The organism is Acinetobacter sp. AOR34_HL (genome assembly GCF_027854795.1).
GTDB lineage: Bacteria > Pseudomonadota > Gammaproteobacteria > Pseudomonadales > Moraxellaceae > Acinetobacter > Acinetobacter junii.
The window spans coordinates 1-19,554 of sequence record NZ_JAKTID010000044.1; the positions used below are offsets into that span (position 1 = coordinate 1).

Sequence of the window (19,554 nt, forward strand, 5' to 3'; positions counted from 1 at the left end):
TAGGGTCTGTTGACATTTACTGTTCATAATTAAACCTATAAAGGTAGCCATAAAAATATACAGGCTAAGGCAACAGCACTTTGATAATTTCTTTTGAGCTTGTCATATCGAGTAGCTATCCCTCTAAATTGTTTTAATCTACAAAACATATTTTCAACTAAATGCCTGATTTTATATAAATACCAGTCCATATGATCATTGTTCGATTGGCTATTTATTTTCTTTGGTATATTCGCTTTTGTTCCTGTTTTTCTGATCTGCTCACGCAGTGGTTCTGAATCATAGCCTTTATCTGCGCATACCACTTCTGTCTCTTTTAAATCTAATGTTGCTATTAAATCAGGTGCAACTTTGATGTCATGTGTAGTGCCATCGGTAATCATGAAATCAATAGGATTGCCATGTGAATCAACAATCAAATGTATTTTTGAGGAGTTTCCTCCTACACTTTTAGAAATGGATTGATTCGCTATACCGGCAGAATGTTGATGAGCACGTACGTGAGAGCCATCAATAAAAATCCACTCCATATCGGGGCATGATGCTAATAATTTGAATAATCTAAGCAACTTACCGCTGCTTGACCAACGATTAAAACGTTTGAAAATAGAGTTTGATTGACCGAAATAGGAAGGAATATCTCGCCACGGACAGCCTGTTCTAATTCTATAGAGAATAGCTTCAATAAAATTACGTAAATTTGAGTTGTGATGAATAGATAAATTACGCAAAATAGTTTTCAACTTTTGCCAGTGTTGATCTGTCAGCATGGTACGAGGCATAGCGAATAGTAAAATTGGGTTTGGCGATTTGATTTTACTACTTCGCTATTTTTTTAAGCTAAAAGTGTCAACACACCCTAGTCATAAACTTTAATTTATAGTTCAAAATATAAGCATTTTGAGATAATAAACTGCAAAACTTAGACTTAAATCAGCTACTCAAGCCGATGCTTCTCGTATATTTTTTTAATTTTAAAAGTAAATGTTTCAACTTTGTAACAGATGTGAATACTTTGAATATTTTTCAGCCAAATAAAATACATTTGTTATGATAAAAAAGTCTAATTTATTTAATAAAGAAATTAAGATTCATACACTTAATTTAAATTACATAAACAATACAGTTCATATACATAATTATAACAGTTTTTTAAAAATCATTCGTGATTGAATCTGTGACCTTATCAGTCTTATTAGAATAGTAAATCATTTTTGGCTATTCAGATGTGATTGCAAAATTATGGATATGTAAGGACAGGCATCCATTATGAATTTTTCTAATCCCACCGTTGTTGTGTTCGTAGTATATATTCTTGCCATGCTCGGTATAGGTTTATACGCCTATTTCTCCACCAAAAACCTAGATGATTATATTCTCGGAGGACGTAGTCTAGGTAGTTTTGTCACCGCTTTATCTGCTGGTGCATCGGATATGAGTGGTTGGTTACTCATGGGTTTACCTGGTGCCATTTACTTGACTGGATTATCAGAATCATGGATTGCGATCGGGCTAATCATCGGTGCATGGCTTAACTGGTATTTGGTTGCTGGACGTCTACGCGTTCATACCGAAGTACAGAATAATGCACTAACATTACCAGATTATTTCACTGGTCGTTTTGATGATCAGAAGAAAATTTTGCGTGTCACATCTGCGTTGATCATTCTGGTTTTCTTTGCAATTTACTGTGCTTCAGGCATGGTTGCTGGTGCTCGATTGTTTGAAACACTATTCCATATGCCTTATGAAACTGCCTTATGGTTAGGTGCTTTTGCAACAATTGGCTATGTGTGTGTTGGTGGCTTCTTAGCAATCAGCTGGACGGATACTTTCCAAGCAGGTTTAATGATCTTCGCTTTATTGCTTCTTCCAATTGTGACATACATGTCATTAGGAATTGGCGCAGAAGAATTTACTGCTTTGGTAGAAACTGCTCGCCCACATGCTTACGACTTTGTCTCGAATCTAAGTTTTGTTGCGATCCTCTCAGCAGCAGCATGGGGCTTAGGCTATTTTGGTCAACCTCACATTCTTGTACGCTTCATGGCAGCTGACTCAGTAAAATCTATTCCAGCAGCTCGTCGCATCGGTATGACTTGGATGATTCTATGTTTAGCTGGTGCTGTTGGTTCAGGTTTCGTTGGTATCGCTTACTTCCAGCAACACCCAGAACTTGCTGCCGCGGTAGCAGGTAACCATGAAACAGTATTCATGGAACTCACAAAAATCTTATTCAACCCTTGGGTTGTAGGTGTAATCTTAGCTGCAATTCTATCTGCAATTATGAGTACGCTAAGTTGTCAGTTACTAGTATGTTCAAGTGCTTTGACTGAAGATTTATACAAAGGCTTTATCCGTAAAAATGCGTCTCAAAAAGAACTCGTTTGGATTGGTCGTGCAATGGTACTTGCAGTTGCATTACTTGCGCTGGTGTTAGCTCAAAACCCTGACAGTAAAGTTTTAGGTTTGGTTGCTTATGCTTGGGCTGGTTTCGGTGCAGCATTCGGTCCTTTGATTATTCTTTCATTGTTCTGGAAGCGTATGACATTGAACGGTGCACTTGTGGGTATGGTTGTCGGTGCAGTTACCGTGATTGTTTGGAAAAACTTCTTCGGTGAAACAGGCATCTACGAGATTATTCCAGGTTTCGCATTCGCATTTGTCAGCATCGTGGTTGTAAGTTTGCTTGGTAAAGCACCAAATGCAAATGTTACTAGCCGCTTTGAACAAGCTGAAGAAATCTATGCTAGAGACATGAAATAATTCTTCAAAAATTTAAGGGGCTTTAAAGCCCCTTTTTTTGATTCAAAATTTTGTCCTCGATTTGATTTTTATCTTCGAGCTATCCTTCACAACCTGCATCACGGGATAACTCCGTGTTTCTTTGACACCAGGTAACTGCCACAAAATCTGCCCTGCAATGCGACGAAACTCCTCCATCCCGGCACTGCGCAATTTGATTAGAAAATCAAAGCCTCCACTCACCATATGGCATTCCACGATTTCAGGGTATTGCGTTACTGCATCAATAAAATCATCAAGTACGTTTGGGGTCGTTTTATCTAACAGTACCTCAACAAATACTAAAAAATTCGCATTAAGCTTCGCTGGATTAAGCTTTGCTTCATAGCCTAAAATAAATTCATCCTTTGTAAGCTTCTGCACACGAGCCATGACGGCTGTGGGAGATAGGTTCACTAATTCAGCTAATTTGCTGTTAGAAATTCTTCCATCTGTTTGAAGAATATCCAGAATTTTTAGATCTGTTCGATCTAATGTAGAAATAGGGCCATTCAACTGAATTTTCCTCTAAAAAATGGACTAAATATAGTGAGTTACTCGGGTTTTATTCTGTAATCATAAATTATCTAAACCTCTCTACTCAATATGTTCTAGAGATTGTTATTGGAATTTAGTATGAATACTTTGGATACTCCCGCACAAATGGACACAGCTCACAACGATGGTGGTTATATCACCGAATTTAAAGAAAAAAGTGAGTTTGAGCAACGCATTAATACAGCTTGGCGACGTGCTGAACCTGAAGCTGTCGCTGAACTTGCTGAAGCCGCAAACATCTCACCAGATCTCGATCAAAAAATTTATGAACTTGCATTCGATCTAGCGAACAATCTACGTGAACGCAAAAGTTCTGCTGGTAAAGCAGGTATCGTGCAAGGTTTACTTCAAGAGTTCTCACTTTCTTCTCAAGAAGGTGTGGCACTCATGTGTTTAGCAGAAGCATTGCTTCGTATTCCAGATACTGCGACACGTGATCTTTTGATTCGTGACAAAATCAATCAAGGCAACTGGAAAGAGCATGTAGGTCAAAGTAGCCTCATGTTCGTAAACGCTGCTGCTTGGGGTTTGATGTTAACTGGAAAGTTAATGGAAACTCCAAAACAAACAAGTTTATCGAGTGTATTAACGGGCTTATTGGCACGTAGTGGTCGCGGTATTATTCGTAAAGCGGTTGACGTCGCTATGCGTATGATGGGTGAACAGTTTGTTACTGGTGAAACTATTGAAGAAGCACTTGAACATGCTAAGCCACTTGAACATAAGGGTTTCCGTTACTCTTATGACATGTTAGGTGAAGCTGCGCTCACAGATCACGATGCTGAACGCTATTACAACGACTATACCCAAGCGATTCATGCGATTGGTAAAGCATCTAATGGTCGTGGCGTATATGATGGTCCTGGTATTTCTATCAAGCTTTCTGCATTGCATCCTCGTTACCAACGCTCGCAAATCAGTCGTGTTCACCATGAACTTTATAACAAAGTTTTCGAACTCGCATGTTTAGCTAAGCATTATGATATTGGTTTAAACATCGATGCTGAAGAATCGGAACGTTTAGAAATTTCTTTGGAAATGTTAGAGCGTCTATGCTTCGAACCTAAACTTGCAAACTGGAAAGGCATTGGCTTTGTTATCCAAGCCTACCAAAAACGTTGCTTCTTTGTTGTCGATTACATCATTGATCTGGCAAAACGCAGCAACAAACGTCTGATGATTCGCCTAGTGAAAGGTGCATATTGGGATAGCGAAATTAAAAAAGCTCAAATTGAAGGTATGACTGACTACCCTGTGTTCACACGTAAAGTGCATACAGATTTGTCATACATTGCTTGTGCGAAGAAACTTCTTGCCGCACCTGATCAAGTGTATCCGCAATTTGCAACACATAATGCACAGTCACTTGCAACGATATACAATCTAGCTGATCCAAGCAAATACTATCCTGGTCAATATGAATTCCAATGCTTGCATGGCATGGGTGAACCACTGTATGAACAAGTTGTGGGTTCAAAAGATGACGGTAAACTCGGTATTCCATGTCGCGTGTACGCGCCAGTTGGTAATCATGAAACCCTATTGGCTTACTTAGTTCGTCGTTTACTTGAAAATGGTGCAAACACTTCATTTGTAAACCGGATTGCAGACAAAACATTAAAAGTAGATGATTTAATTCAATCACCTATCAAAGATATTCAAACTGCTGCTAAAGAAGAAGGCCAGCTTGGTTTAAAACATCCTGCAATTCCTCTTCCGCATGATTTATATCCGTTGCGTCCAAACTCAAATGGTTTCGATTTAAACAACGACACACCGCTTGCAGACTTAGATGTTACAGCCCAAAAGCTTCGTAATCACGTGTGGAAAAGTGTGCCATTACTTGGATTTGAATCAACAGTCCATGATCAAAGTAATGCTCTTGCAATTACAAACCCTGCACAAAATAGTGAAATCGTAGGTTATGTAAACGAGGCAACCAGCGCTGATGTACAACTTGCACTTGAAGCAGCTGTACAAGCAGAGCAAAGTTGGGCTGCGACAAATAAAACTGAACGAGCAGCTTGCTTAAAACGCGCTGCGGATTTGATGGAAGCTCGCATCCAAGAGTTGATGGTATTACTTTGCCGTGAAAGTGGTAAAACCTATGCCAATGCGATTGCAGAAGTGCGTGAAGCAGTAGACTTCTTACGTTACTACGCAACTCAAATTGAAAACTTACCTGCAAATGCACAAGTGAAGCCATTAGGTACAGTTTTATGTATCAGCCCATGGAACTTCCCTCTTGCGATTTTCTCGGGTCAGATTGCAGCTGCTTTAGTAAGCGGTAACTGTGTGATTGCAAAACCAGCTGAGCAAACTCCATTGATTGCAGCTCAAGCAGTTCAAATGCTTTGGGAAGCTGGTATACCACGTGGTGCAGTTCAACTTCTACCTGGTCGAGGTGAAACAGTTGGCGCGCAATTGAGCCAAGATGATCGTATCCAAGGCATCATGTTTACAGGTTCTACAGAAGTTGCAAAAATCTTGCAAAAAACTGTGGCAAAACGCTTATCGCCGAATGGTCAACCAATTCCGTTAATCGCGGAAACAGGTGGTCAAAATGCCATGATCGTTGATTCATCTGCATTAACCGAACAAGTCGTATTGGATGTGGTAAGTTCTGCATTTGATAGTGCAGGTCAACGTTGTTCTGCTCTTCGTATCTTATGTGTTCAAGAAGATAGTGCTGCAACAGTTGTGAAAATGTTGAAAGGTGCAATGAAACAGTTGATCGTAGGTAATCCTGCTATCTTAAAAACTGATATTGGACCAGTAATTGATACTGAAGCAAAACAAACCATTGATAATCACATTCAAAAGATGAAATCAAAGGGCTACCCTGTTCATCAATTGATGTTTAACGATGCTGTAAGCCAACAAGCACTTGCTCAAGGCACATTTGTTCCACCAACAGCGATCGAATTACCAAATCTTGATGATTTAGAGCGTGAAGTATTTGGTCCAGTGTTGCATATCATCACGTATAAGTACGGTGAACTTGAGCAATTGATCGATCGCATCAATGCAAAAGGTTACGGCTTAACGATGGGTCTACACACACGTATTGATGAAACGATTAATACTGTCATCCAACGCGCAGAAGTAGGCAACTTATATATCAACCGTAATATCGTTGGTGCAGTTGTTGGCGTGCAACCCTTTGGTGGTGAAGGCTTATCTGGTACAGGTCCTAAAGCAGGCGGTCCATTATATATGTATCGTTTGATGGAACATTGTTCTGAAAAAGTCTTAGCAACACCATTTGCTGTTAAATCAGAAGTTTCAACTTTTGAAGCAGTTTCAAATGTTGCTTACCAAAACTTATTAACTTGGGCTAAGCAAAATATGCCTCAAGCAATTCCAACGATTCCTGCATTTGGCGTTGGTAAATTCTATGAGTTGCAAGGTCCTACTGGTGAAAGTAACCAATACATTATCTTACCTCGTCATCGTGTGCTTTCTATCGCAAATGATGAAGCGAGCCAGTTACAGCAGTTACTAGCGATTTTCGCAGTAAGCAGTACTGCTGCTGTTACTAAAGATAATGCTTTCTTGGCTAAGCATCAGAAATCTTTACCAAAAGATGTGTTAGCAGCAATTAAAGTGATTTCAGACATCGAAAAAGATGCTTTTGATGCTGTTTTACATCATGGTTCAGTTGAACAATTAACTGAACTGCAAACGAAAATTGCGAACCGTTCTGGAGCAATCGTGGGCATTACTCATCTCAAGACAGATGAGCAGATTCCTCTAGAACGTCTAGTCATTGAGCGAGCTATTAGTGTAAATACCGCTGCTGCCGGCGGTAATGCGAGTTTAATGACTTTATCTGAAGACTAATTTAAGTCTTCAAATCTCCCAGCCCGAACCATGTTCTACATGGTTCGGGTTTTTATTTTCTAATTTTAAGACAAATGGTTTTTACAAAAATTTCCACACCATCATGTAATGAAACCAATTCGTTTAAATCAGGGATAATCATAATTTCCCTGCACCTTTTACTGCTTTTTTTGATACCATTCCCCTTTAGTTTTTACCTACAGTTTTCTTTTTTATGACCGTATCTTACCAACAGCAACTTCAAGAGAAAGTTGAACGAATCACCGCACAATTTGCACCGTTCAATCCCCCTGCTTTAGAAGTATTTCAATCACCTGAGCAACATTTTCGTATGCGTGCAGAATTCCGTATTTGGCACACTGAAGATGATTTGTTTTATGCCATGTTTGAACGTGCTGAAGATGGTAAGCAAAAAGCTGTTATTCGTATCGATGATTTCCCGATTGCTGATAGCAGTATCAATAATTTAATGCCACTACTACTAGAAGAATTAAAAGCAACTCCGATTCTTTCGCAACGTATTTTTGAAGCAGATTTCCTATCCACTTTAAGTGGCGAAATGTTGGTAACGCTGATTTACCATCGCCGTTTGGATGCAGAATGGGAAAGTGCAGCAAAAGCACTTGCTGATAAATTAAATATTAAAATTATGGGACGTAGCCGCGGTCAAAAGGTCATTATTGGAGATGATTACGTTGTTGAGCAACTTAATGTTCATGGACGTACTTTCAAATACAAACAAATTGAAAGCAGCTTTACCCAGCCTAATGCTCAAGTCTGCCAACATATGCTTGAATGGGCTTGTGATGCTGCGGAAGGTGCTCAAAAAGATTTACTAGAACTGTATTGCGGTAATGGTAACTTTACTCTACCACTGTCTCTGAAATTTAAACGCGTTCTTGCAACTGAACTTGCTAAATCATCAGTTCATGCAGCGCAATGGAATATTGAGCAGAATCAAATTGATAATATTCAAGTAGCACGTTTATCAGCTGAAGAATTTACCCAAGCCTATCAAGGTGAACGTACATTTAGACGTTTATTAGAAGCTGAAATTGATATTCAAAGCTATGACTTTGACACTGTATTTGTTGATCCACCACGCGCAGGCATTGATGACGAAACGCTCAAGCTGTTACAAGGTTTTGAACGTATTATCTACATATCTTGCAACCCAGACACGCTACACGATAACTTAAAAATATTGACACAAACACACCGCATTCAGAAGTTTGCTATGTTTGATCAATTCCCTTTTACGCATCATGTTGAGTCTGGTGTATTACTTGAAAAAATTTAAACAAACTATTTCAATGTAAGCATTTTTAATAGAGAGTTTTTATAACTCTCTATTTTTTATTTGAGTTTTTTATAAAAAAACTTTGAAATATCAACGGTCAAGTCATTAAGTTGTCATAATTTCGTTAATAACATTAAAAATCATCGAAAAAATTGAAGTTCAACTGCTGCTTTTATCACTTATGCTGACTTGTATTTTATTTTAAAGTGACTATATTTCGATCTATGTTAGGTTGTATATGAAGGCTCTATGAGTTTTTGGCAAAAATTGTTGAATGCTGATCAACAATATAACGAACACAAGAATCAAACCTCTTGTGTTGAAAATGATTGCTCTTGCAAATCAAATGAACAACTTCTTGAGGCTTTAGTAAAAGCTACAGATGAAGATGTGATTAAAGGCATCAAAAAAGTCCTGATTTCTCGTGGTTATAGTCGTAAAGAATTACTTGCGATGATCAACCCACCAATCCAATAAAAATAATACCCTAATCTTTTCTGAACGAGAGGATTAGGGTTCTATAACTTACAATTCATTTGATGTGTTAATCCAACGATTGGTCCTAAATTATATTTTCTATCATTACGTTGAATGTCTTTTAAATACAAGCTAGAAATCGATCCATCTAAATACAAAGCTTCATCTACTCTCAACTGATGTTTAAAGAACTTTGCAAACTGATAAAAATTTATACGCTGTTCTGAAATCACGAAATATAAATGATCATCCCGTACCCCAACACCATTACGAATTTTCAAAGAATTTGAATCCTTTATAAATTGAGAATTTATTAGTCCTTTATGCACCAACATTGGTCCTGATTGTGTCGCGAAATTTGCTGTAAAGTTTGCTCTCTTATAGTCTGCTGTTGAATGAATGACAGCACCATGATCATTCCACGCTACTACACCATTTGGTTGCATAAAAAAATTACCAAAACCAGTTGATTCATTTAATTCAGAAAGCTTTTTCTTTTTTTCTATATACAACCCCACAGGCTCAAAGTTGGGATGATACATCCCAGCATTCATCGCAAAACGTAATTCTTTACATGCAGCTAAGTCGCTTTGAATATTCGAAAACTTTTGATAGAAATCACCTGTTCGAGGATTTTTTAAAAATAATTGCAAATCCTTTAAGTCGTCGACCTTTATCACTTCAAATTGAACATCCTCGAATTTTATACTCTGATATTCAAATGCAAAAACTGTGGTAGCTTGAAATACCATACATGATAGTAATAGACATCGATTCAACAACAATTTCAAATTCCTCACCATCACAAAAGTACCTACGCTAGAATATAACCTCGATTTAGATGACAGATACAAACTCAACACATATTCACATAATTGATTGATGAATTATGCTCGATAGATTCATCTTTTTTCACTAAAATAGCTAGGTAAAATGCAATATTCTTGAATAGGCATGCAGCAAAAACATCAACGTTTTTATCTTGGCGCTCATCTCATCGTCAAACACTTTGGTTATAGCCATCATGGCATCTATGCAGGTCGTGGAAGAGTTATTCACTACTCAGGCTTTGCACATATTTTCAAAAAACATCCTATTGAAATAACGACACTAGAACGTTTTGCTCGTGATAAGCCTATTCATATTCGTTATTATGAATCACCGAAATATAAAGCTAAGGCAGTTGTACGTCGCATGCGATCACGTATGCATGAAAATCACTACCATTTGATTATCAATAATTGTGAACACCTTTGCACATGGGCGATTACAGGTATTGAATCCAGTACGCAAGTTGAAAGGATGCAACGGCGTATTGCTACGATTGGTTATGTTAGCTCTTTAATGAGTTATATGAATAGCCTGATGCTTACAATTGCTACAGCCTGCTTTGCGATCGTTTTATACATAAAAATCATGATTCGCCGTCAAGCGAAAAAATCTCTTCCCGCATACTTACTTTTAAAAGAAAAACATGCAAAAAAGTAATGTGGATTTTCAATAAGTTACTAATCTAAAAGTAATTCTTCGCAATCCAATCTACTGTTGTCTTTGCCAAATTGCATACAAATCTGAGCAGTGATTCGATTTTAATTGAGTAAACTCTAAACCCTCTTGAAACTGAGGTTCAACTCTCAATAATTCGGCAATTTTCGCAGTTGATAAACCAAATGGTTCAGCATCCGTATTGGAGAATGCAAAAAATACTTTTGAAATACCAGCCATTCTTATTGCAGCTAGACACATTGGACAAGGTTGCCCACTTGCATAAACCGTACAATCTTCTAAATTTGGAGTTGATAATAAACGACCTGCTTCTCGTAATGCGAGCAGTTCAGCATGTGCTGTCGGATCATTCGTCAACTTAATCTGATTTACACCTGTTGAAATGATCTCATTATTTTTTACAACCAAAGCAGCAAATGGTCGACCGCCTCGTTTTACATTTTCTAGTGCTAAATCGACGGCCTGCTGTATGAATTTCTGATTATCCATCCTATCCTACCTTGAAAATAATATTTGTGCTGTGCATTCAAATATTGGAAATACATCGATACTTGCATCTTAAGTTAATCATAAAAATAAGGCTATACACCTTAACTCTCGCACCCAAAACACAGTATATTTCACATAATATTTTACTTTTTATATCACAAGCTATATATTGATTAGCAAATTTCATATCCAATCTACATTGAGGATTTTATGTTGGAGATAGCAGTAATCTGATAACCATATTTCAATGAAAATTTGAAATGGGTTATCAACGCGAATTTTCAGGCTTCATGCCTATCTTTGCTTTTGATTACTTAATATCTGGATTCCAACATGAACCTATCCAAGTCTGAACAAAGGACTTTACACGTCTTAGCAAAAGGCGGAAAAATCGTAAAACTCAAAAATGAATCAGGACAACTCATTGCTGTAGAATGTTATAGCCGTGAAGGTTTTGTATTATCTGATTGCACACTCGATGTTTTTCGAAAACTTAAGAAGAAAAGATTGATCAAATCACAGGAAGGTCAACCCTATCAAATCAATTTGAATGGGCCTAGAAACTTACGGCCTCAACTCGATAATCAATAAACATCCTTAATCATCATCTGATGAAGCAATAACATGATTTTGCTTCATCAGTGATTTAAAAAAATACTAGGTAACTAAAATGAACATTCGAATCCGTAATGAACAGAACACTGACATCCAAGCCATTTTTGATTTAATACAATCAGTATTCTCACATGTTGAATATTCAAGCCACACTGAACAATTCATTGTAAATGCGCTGAGAGAAAACAATCAGTTAACCCTTTCTTTAATCGCTGAAATTAACAATCAAGTTGTTGGGCATATTGCCTTTTCACCCGTCTCTATTTCAGATGGTGCGACAGATTGGTATGGTTTAGGTCCTATTTCAGTTCTACCTGAATATCAAGCAAATGGTATAGGCTCTCAACTTATCAAAGAAGGTTTGAATAAGATCAAGGCACTAAATGCAAAAGGATGCGTATTACTCGGCGATCCTAATTATTATGGAAAATTTGGCTTTAAGGCTGATGCTAGATTGATCCTAGAAGATGTTCCAGCAGACTATTTTCAAATTCTTGCTTTTACCAACCACATACCAAGTGGTTTTGTCACTTATTCAGAAGCATTTAATGCTACCACATAGTCATTTTCTCTAGATAATGAGCAAATAAAAAAGCTCACGGCTATTGAGCGTGAGCTTTTTTGAAGTTTGAGTACTTCGATATTACTTAGCAGCAGTTGCTTCAGTTGTAATATTTACAGTGATCTTATCACCTACATTCGGAACATAGTTTCCGATACCAAATGCAGAACGATCAAATGAAGTCGTTGCATTAAATCCAATTGCAGGTACTTTAGCCATTGGATGCTCACCTTGTTTATTCAGCACAGCATCTAAAACTACAGGTTTAGTCACACCTTTAACGGTTAAGTTACCCGTAATTTTGAAGTGTTTCTTGTCTTTAGTTTCTACTTTAGTACTTTTAAAAGTGATATTCGGATATTTAGCTGCGTTAAACCAAGCTTCTTCTTGGAACTCTTTATCCAAAGCAGGAACATTTGTATTCACACTGCTGATTGGAATAATCACATCTACAGAAGAGTTTGATGGTTTAGCATTATCAACTTTAATCACGCCTTGAATATCAGTGAAATTCGCGCTCGGAGTTGAAAAACCAAAGTGATTCCAGCTAAACACTGTTGCTGTATGTGTTGGATCAATTTTATAGTCCACAGGCGCAGCTAAAGTTACAGAACTTGCGATGGCAACGGCTAAACCTAAGCTTAATGTTTTAAATTGCATTTTTCGTATCCTTGTTTGGTATAGGCAATAGTGTATAGATCAAGTATTTTTATTCACCATTCTTTATAAAACGATATGTTTCATCCGTGCAACAATAAAAGGGTTACAGCGCGTATTAAACTCAATATGATTATACAGATTCGATACTAGACAATTGGATAGTTCATTCGTATTCTCGATTGATCTATGATTTTTTTAATTTAAAAAGATTCACAACAAGGTAAATCATGACTTATTCTACCCAAGCACTCAGCACATCAACTCCCTATCGCGTTACACTGACGAACTCTTCTGGGCACACTTGGTATTCTGATGAACCTGCAGATAAAGGCGGTCAAGATACTGCACCAAATCCAATACAATTATTATTATCTGCTCTGGGCGCGTGTACGACGATCACCTTAGAAATGTACGCCAATCACAAAGGAATTAAACTTGAACACGTTCAAGTAGATCTTTCATTGAATCCAAATGGTCAACCAGAGTCTGGTCAAAATAACATTGAGCGTAAGATCATGCTTAAAGGTGAATTTACCGAAGATCAGCACAAACGCTTGTTAAAGGTAGCAGAAAGCTGTCCTGTTCATAAATTATTGACGTCGAATATTTCGATTCAAACTGAACTTAGCATTTAATTTCAATCACAAAAAAGCGCCCTAATCAGGACGCTTTTTTAACTCTTAATTCAATTAAGCAGTCAACTCTTTAACAGCAGCAACAACCGCTTCAGTGGTGATACCGAAGAATTGGAACAAGTCTTTTGCTGGAGCAGATTCGCCATAAGTGGTCATACCGATCACTTTGCCGTCTAAACCAACAAACTTCCACCAGTAATCAACATGAGCCGCTTCAACCGCTACACGTGCACGGATGTGCGCAGGCAATACCGCTTCACGATATTCAGCATCTTGCTTCATAAACTCTTCAGCACATGGCATAGACACTACACGCACACCTTCAAGTTGTGCATATGCTTCCATTGCCAATGAAACTTCTGAACCTGTTGCAATTATGATTGCCTTCAATTCACCTTTCTCTTCAGCAAGTACATAACCACCTTTTGCAACGTTTTGAATTTGAGCTTCATTACGTGCTTGGAATGGCAAGTTTTGACGAGAGAAGATTAATGCTGTTGGACCATCTTTACGTTGTAGCGCAGATTTCCAAGAAACAGCCGCTTCAACCGTATCACATGGACGCCATGTATTTAAATTTGGCGTACCACGTAATGATGCAATTTGCTCAATTGGTTGATGCGTAGGACCATCTTCACCTAAACCAATTGAGTCATGCGTATAAACATGAATCACGCGTTGCTTCATTAATGCAGACATACGTACCGCATTGCGCGCATATTCCATAAACATTAAGAATGTTGCAACGTAAGGAACAAAACCACCGTGTAAAGCTACACCGTTTGCAATTGCGGTCATACCGAATTCACGAACGCCGTAATAAACGTAGTTACCCGCAGGATTGTCTTGTACGCCTTGGCAACCTTTCCAAAGTGTTAAGTTAGAACCAGCCAAGTCAGCCGAACCACCTAATAATTCAGGCAGTAATGGACCAAACGCTTGTAACGTATTTTGGCTTGCTTTACGAGTTGCAATTGTTTCAGCTTTTGCATTTGTTTCAGCAATGAATGCATCGGCTTGTGCAGCAAATTCTGCAGGTAAGTCACCGTTGATGCGACGTAACAATTCAGCTGCTTTAGTTGGATATTTTGCTTGGTATTGTGCAAACAATTCATTCCAAGCGGCTTCAGAAGTTTGACCCTTAGCTTTTGCATCCCAAGCTGCATATACATCTTCCGGAATAACAAACGCTTCTTCTTTCCAACCTAATGCTTCACGTGTTAAAGCGATTTCGTCTTTACCAAGTGGAGCGCCGTGGCAGTCTTCTTTACCTTGTTTATTCGGAGAACCTAAACCAATAATCGTTTTACAGATAATGATCGTTGGTTTATTGCTTTCAGCTTTGGCTTCAACAGTTGCTTGACGAATCGCATCAGCGTCATGCCCGTCTACACGAAGCACTTGCCAGCCATAAGCTTTGAAACGTTGCTCAGTATCATCACTAAACCAACCTTCTACTTCACCATCAATTGAAATCCCGTTGTCATCGTAGTAAGCAATCAACTTACCAAGACCTAAAGTACCTGCAAGTGAACATACTTCGTGCGAAATACCTTCCATCAAGCAGCCATCACCAAGGAAACAGTACGTGAAGTGATCAACAACATCTAAACCGTCTTTGTTGAACTGAGCAGCTAACGTTTTTTCAGCTAAAGCAAAACCTACTGCATTCGCAATACCCTGACCTAATGGGCCAGTTGTTGTTTCAATACCTGGTGCATAGCCATATTCAGGATGACCAGGAGTTTTAGAGTGTAATTGGCGGAATTGCTTTAAATCTTCAATAGACAAATCATAACCAGTCAAATGCAATAATGCATATTGCAACATTGAGCCATGACCATTAGACAATACAAAACGGTCACGGTTCGCCCATTGTGGGTTTGTTGGGTTATGATTTAAAAATTCGCGCCAAACTACGTCAGCGATATCTGCCATCCCCATTGGAGCACCAGGATGCCCTGAGTTTGCTTGTTGCACAGCATCCATAGCCAAGACACGAATTGCATTTGCAATACGACGTTCATTTAAAGGGGTTGTCATAAGTCAGAATCCGATTAAATCAATAAGATGAGAGAAGATGAGAAATCATCTTTCAAAAACTGCGACTATTGTCTTAAAAAAACAAGATGGGGTAAAGTGCAATACACGATATTTCTTATATTTTGATCATTCAAATACAATTCTTTATGTAAATGTTCACCGTATAAACAACATGTAAAATACAATCAGTCAAATATGAAAATTTACAATTCAGAAAAACTTTATTAATTAAAGCATTAATATTAGTTTTACTTATACACATATCAATAAAAACATGATGAAAATGAAATAATTTCATGCTTTTTAGTCAGCTTGTGCTAGTCCTATACGCCAAGTCGATGTAACATACTCTGTCTTTTTGAAAATAACCATGATAGGACGTTCATGCGCGAGTATGCTGTTTTTACTTCAGAATCTGTAAGCGAAGGTCATCCAGACAAAATGGCTGACCAAATTAGTGATGCTATTTTAGATGCAATCCTAAAAGAAGACCCGTATGCGCGTGTCGCTTGTGAAACATTAGTAAAAACAGGCGCTGTTGTTCTTGCTGGTGAAATTACGACTACAGCAAACGTGGACTTTGAAGCGATTGTACGTCAAACAGTTAACGGAATCGGTTACCATCATTCTGATTTAGGTTTTGATGGCTCTACATGCGCTGTCATCAACATGATTGGTAAGCAGTCTCCTGAGATTGCTCAAGGTGTTGACCGTCAAAAACCAGAAGATCAAGGTGCTGGTGACCAAGGCTTGATGTTCGGTTACGCAAGCCGTGAGACAGATGTTCTTATGCCTGCGCCTATTTCATACGCTCATCGCCTCATGGAACGTCAAGCAGAATTACGTCGTTCAGGTGCTTTACCTTGGTTACGTCCAGATGCAAAAAGCCAAGTTACATTTGCTTATGAAAATGGTATGCCAGTTCGTTTAGATGCAGTTGTATTATCAACTCAGCACGATCCTGAAATCAGCCAAGCTCAGTTAAAAGAAGCAATTATCGAAGAAATTATTAAACCAATTATTCCTGCTGAAATGTTTCATGCTGAAACCAAGTTCCACATCAATCCTACAGGTATGTTTGTGATTGGTGGTCCTGTAGGTGACTGTGGTTTAACTGGTCGTAAAATTATTGTTGATACATACGGTGGTATGGCTCGTCATGGTGGTGGTGCTTTCTCTGGTAAAGACCCATCAAAAGTAGACCGCTCTGCAGCTTATGCGGGACGTTATGTTGCGAAAAATATTGTTGCTGCTGGTCTTGCAGACAAATGTGAAATTCAAGTGAGTTATGCAATTGGTGTTGCAGAACCTACTTCTATTTCAATTAATACATTTAATACAGGCAAAGTATCAGATGAGCTTATTGTTCAGCTAGTACGTGAACATTTTGACTTACGTCCGTATGGTATTACGCGTATGTTGAATCTAATTCAACCGATGTATAAGCAAACTGCAGCATATGGTCACTTCGGTCGCGAGGGTTCTGACACTGCATTTACATGGGAAAAGACAGATAAAGTTCAGATCCTTAAGGATGCTGCTGGACTTTAAACCCACACATAAAAAAGCTCGCTTGATGCGAGCTTTTTTATTCCCCAATTTTTAATTTCCCGAATTCATATTGTCTTGCTTTAAAACTTCAAAAATAGAAGTATTCTGAACAGGCTGTTCTTCTTGATGATGTTGCGAATACATATGCGCAAGCTTCACAATAACAACTACAGCCAAACATGCTGCCACACAAAACATCCAAAGCCCATATGGACTCCTAATGTGTTGCGAACCGCAATGTGGACACTCTTTATCAGTTGAAGCAACAACCTTGTCACAGCATGCACAATGATATTGATATAACATCATCTTTCCTCCCGATTGTTATTTTTTATTTTCTTTTTACAACAATTTTTACCGTCGCACTTTTATCCTATGAGAAATAAATCAAGATTTCAATCTTGATTTATGACCTTACCAGCTCATTTAACAAAAATAATATGTCATTTTTATGAAATCATTACAATCGAGGTAAATTCAGTAATTAGGTATTATTTTGATCTTTCACATAATTTTGCTAAAATATTGAGCTAGGATCAAAGAGTAAATATCATGACTCAATTAATTAATAAAGGTGGATTTCGCGAACGAGCAAATCGCAGTAGAAAATACAAACAATCAGAAAATGAAGTTACGACATTAACTCCAACACAATATAAAAAGAGTGCTGAAACACAAAACCTATCTGAAAATTTAGAACAAAGCACAGATACAGATACAAGCAAACAAAAATAAAAAAGCACGCTTTAGAAGAGCGTGCTTTTTTAAAAAATTACAACTTAGTTTACATCTTTAAATTCGATTTTCTTTTGATCTGGTTTCACTTCTCTCGCTTCACCATCAATAATGGTTGAATCACGGTATTGACTACCGCCTTGTTGATTTTGCATTTCTTGCATTTGGCGCATCAAATCAGCAAAAGGATTTTGTCCAGCAGCACCGCCGCCACCCATACCACCCATCATTTGATCCATCATCGCTTGCTGACGTTTGGCCATTGTTTTCATCAAAGCATTACGAAAAGCTGTTTGTACAGAAGGAATCAACACCAATAAAGCAAGTACATCAGAAATTAATCCTGGAATCATTAAAAAGAAACCAGACATTGCTAATGCAAGTTTCTTAGTAACAGCAGGATCTGCGCCTAATTGCCCTGTCATTTGCATCTGCTGCAATTGAGGCATGATATTAGCAGTACTAGAGCGAACAAGGTTTAAACCAATAAAGAAAGCAAGCACAAACCAGAAGAAGACATACCACATACTTCCAACGAGGTCACCCACGCCAATCCATACTAAAACCTCAGCAATAGTACCTAAAACCACGATAAGAAGTAGATTCATCTCAAATCTCAAAAAATAAAAACTTGTGTCAGCTCAATTGATCATTCTTACATATTAATCAATACGAACTCAATAAATTAAGATATGGGTACAATTTCGAATTTATCAAGTTTTACGGCTTACTCTATTTTCAGAAACACTCTCATCTGAAGACATTCAAGATGAGAGCTTATATTTTTTATAAATATTAGCCGCAGCTCGCATTTAAGATTTTCTTAGAGCTTGGGTCTATCGTAACAGTAACTCGATTTTCACGATAATCCATTGTTACAGGCTGATTTGGTGCAACTGTGCGAACAATTTCTGATTGAGTTTTTTGTTTAATTTGTTGATCACTTAACCCAGACTGACCAATTAATTTTTGAACCTCTTCCGCATCGCATTTAGGTTGATTTGCTCTAAAAAGCTCCCACTCTTCTACAACTTTACCATTCGGTAATTTACAGTATCCGACCTGACCATTCGCTTCATTTCTAATTTCTAATTGCCCACCTTGCTCAATACAATATTGGCTGGCTGGATTAGGCATACCAATTTTAGGAGGAGACACATCTTTATTTGGAGTAGATGAGCATGCTGATATTGAAAGGAATACCGTACAGATGATGAATAACTTTTTCATAAAATTAAATTCTTATGTGTAAAAAATTAAAGATATCAAAAAAATTTAGAAATTATGTCGATGATTTGAAACAGAAAAATAATTTGAATATTTGTAGGATTTTAGCTCAGCAATACAACTTATTAAAAAAAATATACTTTAGATGTATTTATGATCTATGCCATTCAAAGTTCATTCTTACCAGGCTAAAGTTTCTAAATTATCTCTACTGGATAATGATGTATTCAAGCCTAATCGCTTGATCAACCAAATAATGCGTCTTTATTTGATAAAAAAAAGGCCGAGTATTAATCCACTCATCCATCTCTAGAAGTGCAAGCGTGTAACCAGCAATAGCAGAAAAATCTTTTGTTTCTATGGCATCCATAGGCTTATCCTTTTTTATTAAGCCTATCACATAGCAAACACGGTCAGGAAGATAAAATTTTCCCTCAACAGTCACTTTGATAACGCATAAAAAAGCACCCTTAGGTCACTACTGTCCCATAGTTTGCTTTAAATAAAAAAACCTGAGTCTAAATAGTTAAAATATGAGTGCAAACAAACACTTTAACTATAAAGGACTC

Annotated in this window: 20 protein-coding genes; 10 read left to right on the forward strand and 10 right to left on the reverse strand. The window is 37.7% G+C overall.

All coding sequences use genetic code 11. The features are described 5' to 3' along the window. Window positions 1–35 precede the first annotated feature (35 nt). Window positions 36–782, reverse strand: coding sequence for an IS5 family transposase (locus tag MKL32_RS07520; RefSeq protein WP_004912080.1), 747 nt, complete (start codon window positions 780–782; stop codon window positions 36–38). A gap of 487 nt (window positions 783–1,269) precedes the next feature. On the opposite strand from MKL32_RS07520, the gene putP reads away from it, so the two are divergent. Then, window positions 1,270–2,766 carry a sodium/proline symporter PutP gene (gene putP / locus MKL32_RS07525; RefSeq protein WP_004954704.1) on the forward strand — a complete coding sequence of 499 codons (1,497 nt, stop codon included), beginning with the start codon at window positions 1,270–1,272 and terminating at the stop codon, window positions 2,764–2,766. Window positions 2,767–2,808: 42 nt separating this feature from the next. Here putP and MKL32_RS07530 read toward each other — a convergent pair whose 3' ends face one another. Beyond that, entirely contained in the window at window positions 2,809–3,300 is a 492-nt protein-coding gene (locus tag MKL32_RS07530; RefSeq protein ID WP_004915403.1) for an Lrp/AsnC ligand binding domain-containing protein, read from the reverse strand. A 120-nt stretch (window positions 3,301–3,420) separates the two neighbouring features. Between MKL32_RS07530 and putA the strand changes: the two genes are divergently transcribed. The 3 genes from putA (at window position 3,421) to MKL32_RS07545 (ending at window position 8,962) form a co-directional block, all read left to right on the forward strand. Next, window positions 3,421–7,185 carry a trifunctional transcriptional regulator/proline dehydrogenase/L-glutamate gamma-semialdehyde dehydrogenase gene (gene putA / locus MKL32_RS07535; protein ID WP_270900368.1) on the forward strand — a complete coding sequence of 1,255 codons (3,765 nt, stop codon included), beginning with the start codon at window positions 3,421–3,423 and terminating at the stop codon, window positions 7,183–7,185. A 214-nt stretch (window positions 7,186–7,399) separates the two neighbouring features. Continuing rightward, window positions 7,400–8,485: a tRNA (uridine(54)-C5)-methyltransferase TrmA gene (gene trmA, locus MKL32_RS07540; protein ID WP_004961537.1), complete on the forward strand. Its 1,086-nt coding sequence runs from the start codon at window positions 7,400–7,402 to the stop codon at window positions 8,483–8,485. A 249-nt stretch (window positions 8,486–8,734) separates the two neighbouring features. After that, window positions 8,735–8,962 (forward strand): hypothetical protein, encoded by a 228-nt coding sequence (locus MKL32_RS07545; RefSeq protein WP_004954718.1) that lies wholly within the window; start codon window positions 8,735–8,737, stop codon window positions 8,960–8,962. A gap of 41 nt (window positions 8,963–9,003) precedes the next feature. Here the strand turns inward: MKL32_RS07545 and MKL32_RS07550 are convergent, their stop codons facing one another. Continuing rightward, a complete protein-coding gene (locus MKL32_RS07550) occupies window positions 9,004–9,765 on the reverse strand; it encodes a phosphodiester glycosidase family protein (RefSeq protein ID WP_004961530.1) in 762 nt (253 codons plus the stop codon). A 151-nt stretch (window positions 9,766–9,916) separates the two neighbouring features. On the opposite strand from MKL32_RS07550, the gene MKL32_RS07555 reads away from it, so the two are divergent. Beyond that, entirely contained in the window at window positions 9,917–10,450 is a 534-nt protein-coding gene (locus MKL32_RS07555; RefSeq protein WP_004954724.1) for a lecithin retinol acyltransferase family protein, read from the forward strand. Between the two features lie 51 nt (window positions 10,451–10,501). Here the strand turns inward: MKL32_RS07555 and MKL32_RS07560 are convergent, their stop codons facing one another. Beyond that, window positions 10,502–10,957: a nucleoside deaminase gene (locus MKL32_RS07560; RefSeq protein WP_004961526.1), complete on the reverse strand. Its 456-nt coding sequence runs from the start codon at window positions 10,955–10,957 to the stop codon at window positions 10,502–10,504. 333 nt (window positions 10,958–11,290) lie between these two features. On the opposite strand from MKL32_RS07560, the gene MKL32_RS07565 reads away from it, so the two are divergent. Together MKL32_RS07565 and MKL32_RS07570 are read left to right on the forward strand one after the other, a co-directional pair. Next, window positions 11,291–11,548, forward strand: a complete 258-nt coding sequence (locus tag MKL32_RS07565) for a YjhX family toxin (RefSeq protein WP_270900369.1) — start codon at window positions 11,291–11,293, stop codon at window positions 11,546–11,548. Between the two features lie 79 nt (window positions 11,549–11,627). Beyond that, window positions 11,628–12,134, forward strand: coding sequence for a GNAT family N-acetyltransferase (locus MKL32_RS07570; protein WP_270900370.1), 507 nt, complete (start codon window positions 11,628–11,630; stop codon window positions 12,132–12,134). A gap of 81 nt (window positions 12,135–12,215) precedes the next feature. Here the strand turns inward: MKL32_RS07570 and MKL32_RS07575 are convergent, their stop codons facing one another. Continuing rightward, window positions 12,216–12,794, reverse strand: coding sequence for a YceI family protein (locus MKL32_RS07575; RefSeq protein WP_039046957.1), 579 nt, complete (start codon window positions 12,792–12,794; stop codon window positions 12,216–12,218). Between the two features lie 227 nt (window positions 12,795–13,021). On the opposite strand from MKL32_RS07575, the gene MKL32_RS07580 reads away from it, so the two are divergent. Then, the gene (locus MKL32_RS07580) at window positions 13,022–13,429 is read left to right on the forward strand and encodes an OsmC family protein (RefSeq protein WP_039046958.1); all 408 of its coding nucleotides are present in this window, start codon (window positions 13,022–13,024) and stop codon (window positions 13,427–13,429) included. A gap of 54 nt (window positions 13,430–13,483) precedes the next feature. Here MKL32_RS07580 and tkt read toward each other — a convergent pair whose 3' ends face one another. Beyond that, window positions 13,484–15,472 carry a transketolase gene (gene tkt, locus MKL32_RS07585; RefSeq protein WP_270900371.1) on the reverse strand — a complete coding sequence of 663 codons (1,989 nt, stop codon included), beginning with the start codon at window positions 15,470–15,472 and terminating at the stop codon, window positions 13,484–13,486. A 384-nt stretch (window positions 15,473–15,856) separates the two neighbouring features. Here tkt and metK point away from each other — a divergent pair, with 384 nt between their 5' ends. Beyond that, the gene (metK, locus tag MKL32_RS07590; RefSeq protein ID WP_004954738.1) at window positions 15,857–17,023 is read left to right on the forward strand and encodes a methionine adenosyltransferase; all 1,167 of its coding nucleotides are present in this window, start codon (window positions 15,857–15,859) and stop codon (window positions 17,021–17,023) included. 51 nt (window positions 17,024–17,074) lie between these two features. Here metK and MKL32_RS07595 read toward each other — a convergent pair whose 3' ends face one another. After that, window positions 17,075–17,332, reverse strand: a complete 258-nt coding sequence (locus MKL32_RS07595) for a hypothetical protein (RefSeq protein ID WP_004915370.1) — start codon at window positions 17,330–17,332, stop codon at window positions 17,075–17,077. Between the two features lie 243 nt (window positions 17,333–17,575). Between MKL32_RS07595 and MKL32_RS07600 the strand changes: the two genes are divergently transcribed. Beyond that, complete coding sequence (locus tag MKL32_RS07600) at window positions 17,576–17,758, forward strand: hypothetical protein (protein WP_005402728.1); 183 nt, start codon at window positions 17,576–17,578, stop codon at window positions 17,756–17,758. 44 nt (window positions 17,759–17,802) lie between these two features. Here MKL32_RS07600 and MKL32_RS07605 read toward each other — a convergent pair whose 3' ends face one another. From MKL32_RS07605 to MKL32_RS07615, 3 genes are all read right to left on the reverse strand, one after another. After that, window positions 17,803–18,366 (reverse strand): FxsA family protein, encoded by a 564-nt coding sequence (locus tag MKL32_RS07605; protein WP_005402729.1) that lies wholly within the window; start codon window positions 18,364–18,366, stop codon window positions 17,803–17,805. Window positions 18,367–18,553: 187 nt separating this feature from the next. Beyond that, window positions 18,554–18,988: an I78 family peptidase inhibitor gene (locus MKL32_RS07610; RefSeq protein ID WP_042892400.1), complete on the reverse strand. Its 435-nt coding sequence runs from the start codon at window positions 18,986–18,988 to the stop codon at window positions 18,554–18,556. A 205-nt stretch (window positions 18,989–19,193) separates the two neighbouring features. After that, window positions 19,194–19,355 carry a hypothetical protein gene (locus tag MKL32_RS07615; RefSeq protein ID WP_199955123.1) on the reverse strand — a complete coding sequence of 54 codons (162 nt, stop codon included), beginning with the start codon at window positions 19,353–19,355 and terminating at the stop codon, window positions 19,194–19,196. Window positions 19,356–19,554 lie beyond the last annotated feature (199 nt).